This is a genomic window from Candidatus Bathyarchaeia archaeon (assembly GCA_035935655.1).
In the GTDB taxonomy this organism is placed as follows: domain Archaea; phylum Thermoproteota; class Bathyarchaeia; order 40CM-2-53-6; family 40CM-2-53-6; genus 40CM-2-53-6.
In genome coordinates this window covers 63389-76670 of sequence record DASYWW010000024.1, presented here as the reverse complement: position 1 = coordinate 76670, position 13282 = coordinate 63389, and the positions used below count along the sequence as shown (strand labels likewise).

The 13282-nt window shown below is 51.4% G+C and carries 19 protein-coding genes and 1 pseudogene; 12 read left to right on the top strand and 8 right to left on the bottom strand.

Annotated elements, in window-relative coordinates:
- Window positions 1-257 precede the first annotated feature (257 nt).
- The 3 genes from VGS11_04700 (at window position 258) to VGS11_04690 (ending at window position 1807) form a co-directional block, all read left to right on the top strand.
- A complete protein-coding gene (locus VGS11_04700) occupies window positions 258-779 on the top strand; it encodes a zinc ribbon domain-containing protein (GenBank protein ID HEV2119388.1) in 522 nt (173 codons plus the stop codon).
- 116 nt (window positions 780-895) lie between these two features.
- Entirely contained in the window at window positions 896-1531 is a 636-nt protein-coding gene (locus VGS11_04695; protein HEV2119387.1) for a class I SAM-dependent methyltransferase, read from the top strand.
- A 126-nt stretch (window positions 1532-1657) separates the two neighbouring features.
- The gene (locus VGS11_04690) at window positions 1658-1807 is read left to right on the top strand and encodes a hypothetical protein (GenBank protein ID HEV2119386.1); all 150 of its coding nucleotides are present in this window, start codon (window positions 1658-1660) and stop codon (window positions 1805-1807) included.
- A gap of 19 nt (window positions 1808-1826) precedes the next feature.
- On the opposite strand, the gene VGS11_04685 is transcribed toward VGS11_04690, so the two are convergent.
- Window positions 1827-2762, bottom strand: coding sequence for a cysteine synthase family protein (locus tag VGS11_04685; GenBank protein HEV2119385.1), 936 nt, complete (start codon window positions 2760-2762; stop codon window positions 1827-1829).
- Window positions 2763-2881: 119 nt separating this feature from the next.
- On the opposite strand from VGS11_04685, the gene VGS11_04680 reads away from it, so the two are divergent.
- A complete protein-coding gene (locus VGS11_04680; GenBank protein HEV2119384.1) occupies window positions 2882-3199 on the top strand; it encodes a hypothetical protein in 318 nt (105 codons plus the stop codon).
- Between the two features lie 179 nt (window positions 3200-3378).
- Here the strand turns inward: VGS11_04680 and VGS11_04675 are convergent, their stop codons facing one another.
- Window positions 3379-4467 carry an alpha-hydroxy acid oxidase gene (locus tag VGS11_04675; protein HEV2119383.1) on the bottom strand — a complete coding sequence of 363 codons (1089 nt, stop codon included), beginning with the start codon at window positions 4465-4467 and terminating at the stop codon, window positions 3379-3381.
- A gap of 144 nt (window positions 4468-4611) precedes the next feature.
- Here VGS11_04675 and VGS11_04670 point away from each other — a divergent pair, with 144 nt between their 5' ends.
- Window positions 4612-4962, top strand: coding sequence for a hypothetical protein (locus VGS11_04670; GenBank protein HEV2119382.1), 351 nt, complete (start codon window positions 4612-4614; stop codon window positions 4960-4962).
- Between the two features lie 74 nt (window positions 4963-5036).
- Here the strand turns inward: VGS11_04670 and VGS11_04665 are convergent, their stop codons facing one another.
- Window positions 5037-5372: a helix-turn-helix domain-containing protein gene (locus VGS11_04665; protein ID HEV2119381.1), complete on the bottom strand. Its 336-nt coding sequence runs from the start codon at window positions 5370-5372 to the stop codon at window positions 5037-5039.
- 105 nt (window positions 5373-5477) lie between these two features.
- On the opposite strand from VGS11_04665, the gene VGS11_04660 reads away from it, so the two are divergent.
- Window positions 5478-5966 (top strand): SRPBCC domain-containing protein, encoded by a 489-nt coding sequence (locus VGS11_04660; protein HEV2119380.1) that lies wholly within the window; start codon window positions 5478-5480, stop codon window positions 5964-5966.
- A gap of 3 nt (window positions 5967-5969) precedes the next feature.
- Here the strand turns inward: VGS11_04660 and VGS11_04655 are convergent, their stop codons facing one another.
- A complete protein-coding gene (locus VGS11_04655; GenBank protein HEV2119379.1) occupies window positions 5970-6242 on the bottom strand; it encodes a hypothetical protein in 273 nt (90 codons plus the stop codon).
- Between the two features lie 129 nt (window positions 6243-6371).
- Between VGS11_04655 and VGS11_04650 the strand changes: the two genes are divergently transcribed.
- From VGS11_04650 to VGS11_04640, 3 genes are all read left to right on the top strand, one after another.
- Window positions 6372-6545 (top strand): hypothetical protein, encoded by a 174-nt coding sequence (locus VGS11_04650; protein HEV2119378.1) that lies wholly within the window; start codon window positions 6372-6374, stop codon window positions 6543-6545.
- 101 nt (window positions 6546-6646) lie between these two features.
- Window positions 6647-6886 (top strand): DUF1801 domain-containing protein, encoded by a 240-nt coding sequence (locus VGS11_04645; GenBank protein ID HEV2119377.1) that lies wholly within the window; start codon window positions 6647-6649, stop codon window positions 6884-6886.
- 143 nt (window positions 6887-7029) lie between these two features.
- A complete protein-coding gene (locus VGS11_04640) occupies window positions 7030-7944 on the top strand; it encodes a 5'-3' exonuclease H3TH domain-containing protein (protein ID HEV2119376.1) in 915 nt (304 codons plus the stop codon).
- Window positions 7945-8144: 200 nt separating this feature from the next.
- On the opposite strand, the gene VGS11_04635 is transcribed toward VGS11_04640, so the two are convergent.
- The 3 genes and pseudogenes from VGS11_04635 to VGS11_04625 form a co-directional block, all read right to left on the bottom strand.
- Window positions 8145-8861 carry an RraA family protein gene (locus VGS11_04635; GenBank protein HEV2119375.1) on the bottom strand — a complete coding sequence of 239 codons (717 nt, stop codon included), beginning with the start codon at window positions 8859-8861 and terminating at the stop codon, window positions 8145-8147.
- Window positions 8862-8883: 22 nt separating this feature from the next.
- A pseudogene (locus VGS11_04630) lies at window positions 8884-9612 on the bottom strand (LLM class flavin-dependent oxidoreductase).
- A gap of 128 nt (window positions 9613-9740) precedes the next feature.
- Window positions 9741-10559 carry a hypothetical protein gene (locus tag VGS11_04625; GenBank protein ID HEV2119374.1) on the bottom strand — a complete coding sequence of 273 codons (819 nt, stop codon included), beginning with the start codon at window positions 10557-10559 and terminating at the stop codon, window positions 9741-9743.
- 7 nt (window positions 10560-10566) lie between these two features.
- On the opposite strand from VGS11_04625, the gene VGS11_04620 reads away from it, so the two are divergent.
- The 3 genes from VGS11_04620 (at window position 10567) to VGS11_04610 (ending at window position 12337) form a co-directional block, all read left to right on the top strand.
- Window positions 10567-10881 (top strand): hypothetical protein, encoded by a 315-nt coding sequence (locus VGS11_04620; GenBank protein HEV2119373.1) that lies wholly within the window; start codon window positions 10567-10569, stop codon window positions 10879-10881.
- A gap of 493 nt (window positions 10882-11374) precedes the next feature.
- A complete protein-coding gene (locus VGS11_04615) occupies window positions 11375-11845 on the top strand; it encodes a hypothetical protein (protein ID HEV2119372.1) in 471 nt (156 codons plus the stop codon).
- A gap of 93 nt (window positions 11846-11938) precedes the next feature.
- Window positions 11939-12337 (top strand): hypothetical protein, encoded by a 399-nt coding sequence (locus tag VGS11_04610; protein HEV2119371.1) that lies wholly within the window; start codon window positions 11939-11941, stop codon window positions 12335-12337.
- Window positions 12338-12413: 76 nt separating this feature from the next.
- Here VGS11_04610 and VGS11_04605 read toward each other — a convergent pair whose 3' ends face one another.
- Complete coding sequence (locus tag VGS11_04605; GenBank protein ID HEV2119370.1) at window positions 12414-13004, bottom strand: hypothetical protein; 591 nt, start codon at window positions 13002-13004, stop codon at window positions 12414-12416.
- Window positions 13005-13282: the final 278 nt, after the last annotated feature.

Here is a 13282-nt window from a genome sequence, read left to right as displayed (position 1 = left end):
TCGCACATGTCAAGATCGAACGAGAAGTCAATACCCTGTTTCGAGAGGCGGGTTTGACGGTTTCGAGTCAATCTTCTCTCCTAGCTACGCTGGCATTTCCAAGCTGGGCTCATTTTTGCTGGGCTACCAAATCTACGCAAAAAAGTAGTCTCGAGATAGGCTGTCGGAGCCGAAATCAAGTAATCCGGTCCGCAGTAACAAGATAAATTCATTCAGTCAGGCATCCTCGCCTGCGTCTATCTCCGAAAGTTGAGCTGATGCGAGTGGAACTAGAGTCAGGTGAGGAAGTCGTCTGGAAGGGGAGACCTGCTTACCATCTTCGGTATCCATTCTTGGCGTTTTTGTCCCTCTTCGGGATCCTTAACATTAATGGGGTATCACTTGGAGATGAGGCAGACGCCGCCGCAACGATCCTCTTGTTCGTATTTCTGGTTGCGAGCCTTGTGAGTCTCATTGTTGACATGGGAAGGAAATACTATCTAACGAACCGTCGGGTGATCGCGCACAACGCTACTCTGCTGGTTCCAGATTTGTCGAATATTCGCATGGAACAATCTAGACTGGGACGGTTGCGTGGGGTGGGAGACGTCTATTTTGATTCGAGAGATAGCAGATGGATAGTCTTCAAACATGTGAAGGACCCGAATCTGATTGTCCGGGGCGGGTTCAGCCTGCGAGGGATACCGGCCGGAGTCACGAGCACCGCATTTTGTAATTACTGCGGGTCAAGAATCCCCGGCGGCGCTACGAAGTGTCCTAACTGCGGCGCAAACGTGTGATTCACAGCAGAACCAGGGATCGAACCGAAGCTTGATTTTTTCCTCCATCGCTGTGATAATTCTTTAACCCACGAGCAGTTCGTGTTGGTCTGAGGCAGCAAGAGAGGCGTTCAATCTTGAAGAAGAGCGTTAGACAAATGCTCAGGTCAATCTATGGTGGTCGCGCAGATGTTCATCTTGATCTACACACACTATCCATCCAGCATAGGCGTAGACACGGGCGAGATTGTGACCTATTTCCCAGCGACCCAATGCAAGCACCTCGTTGGACAGTGATCGCGTCGTTGACGCATGCGCGACGAATGTTGGAGGTCGGTTGTGGTCACGGCTACACGGCTGCTTTGATGGCTTCTGCGGGAGGTCCCGGTTGTCATGTGGACACAATTGAAGGGGATCCGGGTCATGCGGACCTTGCTGAGCAAGCGTTTGAGCAAAGAGGCCTCTCCACGCAGATACGCGTTCTCCGCGGCCGTGGACAAGACGTCCTACCCAGGCTCAAGGGCTGGTATGACGTCGTGTTTCTAGACGGCGATTGGCGCGAATATCCAGGATACGTTCCACACCTCCGCCGTCTCACGCGCCCCGGTAGCATCGTCGTGACCGCGAATCTCAACCCACTGTTCGGTGGATGGGGAGGAAGGTTGCCAGGGAAACCGGCGATCCAATCCTACCTGACACGTCTTGTAAGAGATCTGCACTTCCGCACGTATGTGGTTCCTGGGGAATGGGAATCAATCAGCGTTCGCGTCTAACGGTAGGAGCGTCAATGGCTAAAGAGCAACAGAAAGCTGTTCTCGACACTGTTCAGCGGTGATTAGTTTCGGCTAGCTGATCTGTCTAAGTTCCTGTTCACCCTTTCATGAAGGAAGCGTATTGTCTTGGTTTCGGAATACATCCTGCTTCTTCTTGGGTTCGTAAGAGATGTGCTCGACGCGTACGACAGCTGGAACGGAAAAGACGATGTGCCTTTGAAATTCAAAGAGCTCATGATGGTCCTTCGGGTCGAAGCCTCAGACCGACAGAAATGACTCTTGTTTTTGTCAGAAATCAAATGGTGCCAAAAAGCCCTGTGCTCAGGTATCTGAGACCCGAGTCTACCATGAGCGTGACAACAGTTGCGTCAGGTCCAAGTTGTTTCGCAACCCTCAACGCGGCTACCACGTTTGCGCCAGATGATGTTCCGACGAAGAGACCTTCGTCTTTTGCTAGCCGCCTCGACATTTCCTTGGCCTCCTCCGTCTTGACCTTGATTATCTCGTTCACAAGTTCAGGTTCCCACAGCGGCGGGATGAAGCCTATTCCGACACCTTCGATCTTGTGAGAGCCAGTCGGCTCTCCCGAGAGAACTGCGGACTCGGCTGGTTCAACGGCCGCAATATGGATCGCGCGATCATGGTTCCAAAGAGCCTTGGTGGCGCCGTGAATTGAGTGGGCTGTTCCGACGGCTTGGACGAAAGCGTTCACCTTGCCCTTGGTTTGGTTCCAGATCTCCACTCCTAGTGGATAATATCCGGCTATCGCGTCTTTGTTCGTCAGCTGGTCAGAGTACCAATGATTTGGCCGTTTGCTGATCTCGGCGGCTTTGTCGATCATTTCTTTGATAAGTCTCTCGGTTATCTTCTTGCTGTCGCTCTTGACGATACTAATCTCGGATCCGAAAGCCTGCATGGTCAGGCGTTTCTCCTCGCTGAAGGCATCTGAGTAGACCATGTGAGAACGGAAACCCTTGGCCGCGCAGACTAGGGCAAGTGAGATTCCGGTCGTGCCGGCAGTGTACTCAACAACCGTCCCGCCGAGTTTCAGCCTTCCGTCGGCCGCGGCTGCCTCGACCATCGCCTTCGCCACTCGATCCTTCATGCTTCCTGTGGGGTTCTCAAACTCAAGCTTGGCAAGAACCCGGGCGGATCCAGAAGGTACGACCCTACGGAGTTTAACTATCGGAGTATTTCCGATCGCCTCGACAACACCGCCAGATACTCTCATACCAAATGCCCTAGGTCAATTCTATCTAAGACGTTCGACAGGATTGTGGACTGTCGCGTGGACATGACACCAACAGCCCAACACTGCGTTCGATGAACGGTGGAGGTTGGGAAGTCGGGTTGATTCAGTGTTCAAAACTGTTGGCTTATCTCTTCAGTCACCATATGCTGGAGAAGTTTCGCCTGGAGGTGAAGAGCTCGAAGAAGATAGCCCTTATCCTACTAGTAGCAGCGATCCTGCTTCCAACAGTAGCCATCCTCCACGCTGCAGACACGTCCACGGGCAATACCACGACCAGTCATGATGACGATCACAAGGATCAGAATCAGAGCCATCAGCAGGAACACGATGACAATGAGACATCAGACCATCCAGTGAACCATGGTGAAATAGAGGATGATCACGAGAACGAGACAGACACGGAATCGGCTCAATGACAAGATTGAGCTGGCAGTTCGCCCGCCTAACTCTTCCATTTTTTGTTAGCTGTTCCTGAACCCATGGATCTTAATCGATCCCTCTTGATTAGGCCTTCGTCTCCAGCTTCAACTATGCTAATCCTCTTGTCGGTTGGTCTGATACCGGGACCAGACCGATAGTAGCTGGGACTGGGTCCCTAGATGGGTTTGACGTATTCTATCGTGATGTCAGCCAGTTTTGCTGTGCCTGCGAGCCTCATCACGTTCACTAGTTCCATTTTCAAGTGTTCCAAGACTGCTGCAACTCCTTCCGCACCGTGGAGTGCGAGGCCCCATAAGACTGGACGGCCGACCCCGACCGCATCGGCGCCCAACGCCATTGCTTTAAAGACGTCAGTTCCCCTCCTGATTCCGCTGTCGAATAATACTCTCGTTTTTCCTTTGACTCTTTCGACTATTGGTCGAAGAGCCTCTATTGCGCCGAACCCGGTGTCGAGTTGTCTTCCTCCATGGTTTGAGACGACGATGGCTGGGACCTTACGCCTTGCAGCTTCCTCAGCGTCGTCGGGTGAGAGGATGCCTTTGATCAAGACGGGTAGAGAAGTATGTTTTCCGGTCCATTCGTAGGCGTCCCAGCTCAGATCGTCCTTCAGGCCAGCCGTGAGGGACTGAAGGCTTCTCGTTGCGGCGATGAATCGCTCGGATTGAACGTTCGGCCGGTTGAGGTCTGTTGGTAGGGTGAAACTGTTTCGGATGTTACGATCTCTAATTCCTAGCACTGGGAGGTCGACTGTCAGGACGATTGCAGAGTAGCCTGCTTTCTCAGCCCGCCCGAGCAACTGTTTGTTGACCTCAGGGTCCTTGTTGAAGTAAAGCTGAAACCATCGAGGGCTATTCTTGATGGCTGTCGCTACTTCCTCCATCGTCTTGTTAGATCCAGTCGGAGAGACAAAGAGCGTGCCTGCCTTCCTCGCACCCAGAGCGCTTCCAACTTCGGCAGATGGATGGACGACGCCGTGGTTGGCCATCGGGCTAACATAGATCGGCATCGATAATCGCTGCCCGAGAAGATTCGTCGAAGTGTCGGCCTCTTTGATTCCAGTCAGGACTCTGGGCATGATGGCTATTTTCTGAAAAGCCTCTCGATTAGCCCTCAGGGTCAGCTCTGAACCGGCGCCACCAGCGACGAAATCGTAGCTGGCCTGGTCAAGCATCTGTCTCGCTTGTTGTTCTAGGTCTTCTGTATTGGCGAATAGGGGGCTAGTTACTTTTTCGAACTGGGTCACAGGAGGTCTCAAAGATCGGCTTCTATCGCCTGAGGTATAAACCGCGCAGTCAATCGCGAGACCGCCATCCCTAATCACAAAAATACATGATCTGATCGACGCCAAGAGCAAGACATGCCAGCAGATAACCTACGAGTGCTTCGAATGCCTGTTTCTTTAAAGAAGAGTAACGAGAACGTATTCACGAAGGGTGTAGTTGAACTGTATGCTGATCGTGTTGTCCTCAAAATCCCTCACGGATTCTCGTTAGCAACTTTGGTAAGTCCACTTCCGCCCACTTTTCCCGACGTACAGATGGTAGAGATGACAGAGTCCATTCCATTCTCGAGCATCACGTCAATCAGTAGCCGTGTGAAGGGAGGGTTTCTTTCACGAAACGTGAACGTAGAGATGCGTACTGACAAAGGCGTGACTTGGAATATCACGGCGCCCTCGAGAATCCTTGATGCTCTCCAAAATGCCTTCGAGGCGTGGAAGCATAGTGGTCCCGACTAGATTCAAACAATCTCTGGCGGGATTCTGAAATCATGAATCTCTTGTTGATTTGATCGCCAAAGTCGTCGTTAAAACTAGCATTCTTCGATTTCGCGTTTCATGCGGGCTAGAAGATCAACTGCGTCGTCCGCGTAGCTGCCAATCCACCTGTCGTGCAGTTCTTTGATAGGAAGGGGGTTGATGTAATTCCAGCGGAGACGCCCTTCACGCTTCACGATGACGAGATCAGCTCTCTCGAGAACAGTCAGGTGCTGCATCACCGTACATCTGTCTAATTGTCTAAAGCACTCGATTATCTCCCCAGTTGTTCTAACCCTCTCCTTGAGAAGGTCGAGGATCTCGCGCCTTCGATAATGGCCGAGGGCCTTGAAGACCAAATCGTACTTGTCTTCCATCGTCAAGTTAGCCATCTTTGGAGATTCTTGCTCGGATCGATATTCTAGCCCAACAGTTGAGTGCTTAGGAAAGTGTTATAAATATATAACATATAGTCGTCGGCGTCGGAGAACGCGAATATGGACTTAAGATTCACTGTTCAGACGAAAATTCAGAAACCTGTCAGCGAGGTATTTGATGCGGTCTACAATCCGAGGAAGCTTAGCACCTACTTCACATCGGGCGGATCCAGTGGACCGTTGGATGAAGGCAAGACGGTGATGTGGAAATTCAACGATATGGGAGCGAAAGTCGAGACGGTCCCGGTTAAAGTGAAGAAGGTCGTGAAGAACAAACTAATTGAGTTCTCCTGGGGTGCGAGCGAAGGGGTGTACGATCCGAAAACGGGATCAGTACCACAATCAGGCGGATACGATACTGTGGTCGAGATGAGTTTCGAGCCTCTGAACGCAAACGAGACGCTCGTGAAGATTGTTGAGGGCAAATGGCGCTCTTCAACGGAGGGTCTGCAAGGCTCATACGGAAACTGTCAGGGCTGGACACAGATGACTGACTGTCTGAAAGCTTACTTAGAATACGGGATCAATCTGCGAAAGGGATCGTACTAGCAATCAAGACTTATCCTCCAACATCGGTATCTTCCTTCCGCGTAGACGATTGAGAATTCCCGGTTTCTGAATCAACTTAATCCTCTCCTTCGGGAGGACTACGTTTGTTGAGGCAATTGTCAACTGCATCTTCAATCCATATCCTATATCTTGCCAACCCTCTGATGCCAGAATAACACCGGTATGGTCCCAATTCCGTCTTTCAGTCAGGGCAATATGAACAATCAGCTCATTTCCCTTCCTCTCAACTTTTATTGTGTGTGGTATTCCCCTCAAGTCACAGTCACCATGGCTAGACCGACATTCAAGGGATATATGGACAACATTCAGATCAAGATTGACAAGACCCCAGAAGACTTCTGAAAGCTCGCAATCAAGAAAGGTTTCGTCAAACGCGGCAAGGTTGTGTCAAAGCATTCCAAGATTCTCGCATGGCTCAAATCCAAAGAGATTGGATTGGGGCATGTGCACGCAAACTTCATCGTACTGTATCTGCGAGTGCGTGCTAATGTTCCGGAACTTAGCACGCAGTCCAGGAAATGGGCTTATAGCACGGGATATGAAGACTACAAGAAATAGGATCGGGAAAACCCGACCACTGAGTGAGAATGGTACCTAGTAAGAAGTTTGAAACAATAGATGAATACATCGAGTCTTTCCCGGAAAATGTCCAGAGTGTTTTGAAAAAGCTGAGGTCTACAGTGCAGGGGGCGGCGCATGGAGCGGTGGAATCAATTAGTTATGACATGCCGACGTTCAAAGTGAACGGGCAGAGATTGGTGTACTTCAGCGCTTGGAAAAATCATATCGGATTCTACTCCATACCCGAAGGAAACGAGGCCTTCAGAAAAGAACTGTCGTCCTATGCTGGAGAGAAAAGGCTCTCTGAAGTTTCCGCTGGACAAGCCCGTCCCATATGATCTAGTGGAGAAAATAGTCGAGTTCCGAATGAAGGAAATTCAACAGAAGAAGTAACCGATTTCGCATCCGATCGAAGTCAATGCGACCCTGCCGATCAAAAGGGTTCATCTGTTTCATTTAGTTAGACGAACGCTGTTCTAGCGTGGATATCTACCTCGTGGACGGCACCTACGAACTGTTCCGTCACTTCTACGCAATGCCCACCCATGCCAACGAAAGAGGCGAGGAGGTTGCCGCGACCCGTGGCGTACTCAACAGCGTAGCCGGTATGCTGGAATCAGGAATCACTCACGTCGGCGTCGCAACAGATCATGTTATTGAATCCTTCCGGAACAACCTCTGGCCAGGGTACAAAACGGGCGAAGGTGTTGATCCACGACTCCTATCGCAGTTCCCGTTGCTCGAAGAGGCTTTGCAGGCAATGGGAGTTGTCGTTTGGCCTATGATTGAGTTGGAGGCTGATGATGCTCTCGCAGGAGCCGCCGCTTCTCTCAGCAAGTTTGCGAAAGTCGCCCGAATCTACATTTGTACCCCGGACAAAGACTTGGCCCAATGTGTTCGGGATGACCGCGTCGTCCAGCTTGATCGCCGTGCACGAAGTGTGCGAAACGAGGCAGGCGTAATGGAAAAGTTCGGGGTCCCGCCCACGTCCATTCCTGATTATCTCGCCTTGGTTGGCGACACCGCGGATGGCTACCCTGGTCTGCAAGGCTGGGGAGAGAAATCAGCATCCTCTGTCCTTAGAGTCTACAAGCATCTAGAAGCTATTCCCTCGAAGGCAGAAAGCTGGAAGGTACAGCCACGATCCACTACTCGCCTCGCAGAGGTGCTAGAAACCAATTTCAAACTCGCACTTCTATTTCGCGACCTCGCAACTCTTCGAACAAAGGAACCGAAAATATCCTCTGCTGAAGAAATACGCTGGAAGGGACCTGGCCGGACATTTCCGACCATGTGCAAAAGACTTGACGACGCTCAGCTGGTCGCGCGTGTAGCTAAGATAATGAGGTCAAAGGGGCAACAATCTCAGATCAGGAGATCAAGAAGACCGAAATAATCCCCAATTAGATGGTTCTTCGCATAACGACGGTCGACGTTCGACCCGTTCCGAAGGGTCCGACGATCTTGAACCCTTCTTTCTTGAACATTGAGACTGTTACGATGTACAGTAGCCTGTCCCCGATGAGTCTTGCTCACTGGAAAGGCTTCGACAGGTCCACCACGCCTGTTTGAGATGCAACACAGCTCAATTTTCGTCTATTCCTCTATGGCTCCCCCTCTTTCCCTCAGGTGTTTGCGGAAGGTGTAAGATGGGTCTGATTTGCGTTTTGCCAAGTACCGGTCGAAATCAAGCTGTTCGGAAAGCTTCTTTCCAGCTTGGATTATTTCTGCCTGCTGCCGTTCGACGCTCGATATTGACTTGGCTACTTTGAAGACATCTTCGGTCCTGTTCCAAGCTACAAAAACGACACCGTCATCATCGGCAAAGACAGAGTCCCTATCATCGACGGTGAAACCGTCCCATTGCGTTGAAGAGAGATCGAGTGGCCCCCGTTGATCGAGTCGTCGAGGACCGGCCGGACATGATCCGTAACTGAAGACAGGAAGACCCAGCCGGACAAGCTCAATAGTGTCGCGATGGAAGCCCCGCAACACCAACCCCGCTAAGCCGAAAGCTCTCGCCTCCATTGCGGTAAGGTCGCCGACGCAACCCTCGTCGCTTCTGCCCTCGTTATCGACTACCAACACATCTCCACTCGCAGCCTTCTTCATTGCCTCTAAGAAAACGTCGACACTTCCTCGATGACGAGCGGGAAGCACACGACCTGCGAGACGCATGCCCGGCACCAGAGGACGTATGCCAGACGCGGCAACTCGTAGCGGGACTTTTAGGCGGAGACAAGCGTCAGCGATAAGGGCGGTCGAAAGGCTGGAAAACCCTGTTTTCAGCAACGTGTTGTCCGTTGCAATCACTTCTCTCGAGATGAGGGAATCTCTAGGACCTCGGCGGTCCCTTCTTTATCGTGCTCAGAAATTTGTCCATCAATTTGGGGTCATCCATCGCGGACCACTTGGTTGCAATGTACCAGGTCGCGCCGGCCTCTGCCCAAGAGCGGACGCTTTCACGGGCTTTCGCTTCATCATCTGGTAGATTTCGACCCTCCACGACAATCTCGAAATTCTTCTTCGAAGATCTCTTAGCATCAACGTACTTCTTGATCATGGGAATCTCCTCGGCCTCTGGATTGCGCATACCATTGTTTGGGTCCGCGATGGTCGGTATAATCCCGTCGTATCGTAGCGCGCGGTGCATCGACTTTGGCTTCTGCCATGCACCAACGACCCAGATTGGTATTCGTGGTTCTTGGATCGGAGGCGGTGGTGGGTAGAATTTTGTCTCCTTTACCGTATAGTGTTTTCCTTTGAAGCTGAATGGCTGTCCATGCCAGAGTCCGGCCAGAATCTCTAAGCCCTCGTCTAGCAACTCCGCTCTGGTCTTCCTGTCTGTCTCCTCACCGAATGCTTCAAACCCGTTATCCACCGACCCAAGGCCGACAGAGATTATCGTTCTTCCTTTCGACAGATGGTCGAGGGCAACGGATTTACCGGCAAGTTCCCAAGGACGCATTCTCGATATCGGAGTAATCATTGTTCCTAGCCGTATCCGTTCCGTCTGCGTGGCCGCGGCGGCCAGCATCACCCAGGCGTCGAAGCCCCAGATAGGCTCCCAGACAAAGAACCCATCCCACCAGCCTCCTCGGCAGTATGGGCGAAATCCGCGGCCCTTCTTGGGTCACCGCTAGGGAAAACGACTCCGTACTTCATGACGCCCGGATCGGAGGATACGAACCTTTAGAGATTTCTTGTCGATCTCAAGGCTCGTCGACTCTCCCTGTAGGCAAAAACAATCCCGTAGCCCACCTCCATATAGAATAGAACGTCGAAGGTGAACAAGTACCAGTTGACCGCCAGTGACAGACGTCCGCAACCGGCTATTTCTCGCCATGCGAAGGGTCGTCCATAGTCCCAGTATTCGATGCAGGTGAGTCCAAACCAACCCTGCTGGACCAGTATGAGGCCAGTTGCAAATGTGACGATGACTCCGATGGCGGCAAGGCTCGTGACAAGAGCGATGTTCTTGACAGTCCAGCGTAGCATCGGATTCTTGCTTATTCTTGGAAAGACGGCTCCTGTGACTGTTGAGGCGAAGAGAACTAGACCCGAGAGGAGCGTCATGGAAGACCAGCTGCTTGGAATGCATCTAGGGCATGTATCATAGGGAGGGTATACTGTTAGGGTCATCGGTTCAGTGTGGGTTATCGAGCCGTTCGTGGCCGTTATGGTCCCCGAATAGTTTCCGGGTTGAGTGCTAGCGGGAACTCGGAGTGAAATGTTAGGCAAAGCCGTCCCGGCATCGGGAATTGTTGCCGTAGACGGGTTAACTGCTACAGGAGCGTTGAGGTTGATAGTTGCTGTCAGGTTTACTCTGCCTGTGAAGTGGTTGATGCTTGTTACCCAGCCCCAGGTGGTGTAGTTTTCACCAGCTGCTACGCCTCCCATGTACCCATTGCCTTGAGGGAAGCAGCAGTCGACGCTGAAATCCGCGGGAAAGGGATGCGCTTGAAAGATTACTGGAATCGAGTGGGATAGAGAACCGCTTGTTGCAGTCACGGTTATCGTGAAATTACCCGAGAAATTTGAAGAGGCAAAGAGCGGTGTAGAGGCAGATCCACCAGAGTTGACACTTAGGAACACACTCCTGCTTTCGACAACGGTGGTCAGCGAAATACTGGGTCCTGTGGGAGAGACTGTGATTGAGACGTTTATACTGCCCGAAAAGCCCCCCAGACTCGTAATTGTCACCGTAGAGCTAAGCGACGGTCCAGATTCCGAGGAGGGATTAGCAGATATGCTAAAGTCAGGTGAGCATTGGCCGGTGGCAAACAAGCCAGCGAGACCAGTATTCCTACGAAAACTAGGAAGAGCGGTGTGAACCTAAGCGGCCTCAACTGCTCAATCGAACTATACTCGCGTTTTGTTAATTTGGGTCTGCTGGAACCAGCGTTGCAGAAAGGCTAGAATCGAGGAAAAGAGTCTACAAGATGCTACGGCTCAGGTCTCTTAACAGCTAGCCAAAGCAGAGAGTCCACATGTTCGAGAGCTACAGGCGGATGGATAGAGGATCAATCGAAAATCGTCGAGCGATTGGCTTGCGCGGACTCATGGCAAACTCGCGGTGGAGGTGCACAGAATTTCTGTTTTCACTAGGAAGATCCGAAGATTCATGTTATGGTACCTGAATGTCCAGTCTGAAACCCCACGACTGCTTAAGTGCTCGGCGCGCCCGGACTCACGTGAAATTCACGGTGGAACTGGTCATACCAAACTGACCTCCGCTCATCATTCGAGACTCTTCACGGGGTCCCGAGGGTTCCGAATCTGTTCTCCTTCAAGTTGGTAACTCATTCCTACTGGATATGCCTATTATGAGAATCGCTCTTTCTGTAGCGGTAAAGACTTTGATCAAGATGATAGGCCGGACCCCCCGCATTCTCTTTGGTGGTCTGATGTGGGGTATCTTTGAAGCGTTAGTGATTCTATGGATTTTTCCTTCGGAGACCTCGTTTCAGAGCGTGGGTTCCCTATGCTGCGAGCGGGGGGCGTTCAGTGTCACGGACGAAATTCCGCGGGCCTACGTTCAAGCCTTGGCTGGTTCTGCCTTGTGGCTTGTCCTCTGTCTGGCGGCTCTAATGGGCTATCTCTTTAAGGATCATGCAGCCATGATCAGGGCCATTCTCATCGCACAGTTCGCCAGCGGAGTAATTCTCTTAGAGTGGTCTGGTTGGGAACTAGTCTTTCTTCCTGCGCTCTTAGTTCTCTTGTTCTTCTTCGGCATAGTGTCAGGATTGTTAGGTGGATTACTTAGTGAGCGAATGCTCCCTTCGAGGCAACTCTAACTAGACTGGAGACCTATTTCACTCGGAATATTATCTCAGTCTTTGATAATCCTGTCGTCAATTTCCCAGACTGTCTCGAGCTCGCGTGCTCTTGTGGTCCCTTTTGGAGGAGGCTACGTCACAATGGTCGTGTCGATTCTTGTTCTCGTAGGAACAGCGGCCACGATCTTGGGAGTGGTCAGGAGAGGACTAGTGTCCTCTAACTTGGACGGGCTTTTCATAATTGCGGGTTTCGTGCTTGGTGCGCTCACCTTAACATGGATTCCCTTCGCATCTGCAGTTTGGTACACTAGCGCCTTCCTCGCAAGTTTCGGCGGTCCTGCTAGCATAATGTACTCTACGCAGGCACAGCTCTATCAAACGATTACTTGGTTGCTGGTCGTAAGTCTAGCTGTTCCTGCACTGATATTTCTGAGATGCATTTTTCCGAAGCCAATTCCACCTGAGAAACAGCGGGCGGATCCCCCTTCGCATAGACAACAAGGTGCCTAGCAGATGTCCCGGACTCACAGCATATTTACCGTAGAACTGGCAGGGTTTATCCGTTCTTGAGAATTGTTTGGGGCCTTCATATTACTGTAGCTTGGAAGTCCAGTCTTAGAGACCACGATTGCCGATTACCCGCCCACACAATTACGAAGAGATGAGAGCTAGTGTCAGACTGAGCCACATTAATCGTTAGAGTTGCTGTTACGATTCCACGAGGAGTTAGAATGATGCTACTCGGGTTTACAGCCGCGTTGCTGGGACCGCCCGATGCCGTGCCCGTGCAACAGTCACCATACACATATGTAGCGAAACCCACGTTGCCGGAGAACCCATTCACGCTTGAAAGGTCGAGCTCTACATTTCCGTACGAGCCTCTGGGGATCCAAAGATGGGACCCGCCGATGGCGGTTATTGTAACATTTTGATCAATCACAAGAAGACTCTGCGTATGAGATATGGCACCGCTAGATGCGGTTACTGCTATAGAAAAGTACCCAACCGATCGCCAATCAGCGACATCGAGGATTAGATTTCCTGTCTTGCCCTGTAGAATCTGCTCTTTTTCCCGTCCCGTTTGTGAATCTTGAAGCGCTGTCTTTAACCCCGCAGGTGAGGTGACCGTAACGGTCAATATGCCAGTGAAGTTCCTAATTGCCTGGACTGAGATCAAGGTTGTATTATGCCATCCTCCCATAAGGTACATAGGGGAAAGCTGGAAATGACGAAGTCAGGTCTTTGAGCAAGAACGCCTGCCAGAAGGAACGCCCCTGAGGTCGCGGAGGCAGTCACGAGTATTCCTATCAAGAACACCCATAAGGGCAGAGGTCTCTTCCAATTCATATGGCCGGCTGTCCTATTCTAGGCTAGTACAGGTCTTCGATTTAGCTCCAGCCCTTAGAACAAACCGTTCGGAAATCAGAACACGCCTCTGGCCAAGCTCAGATCGTC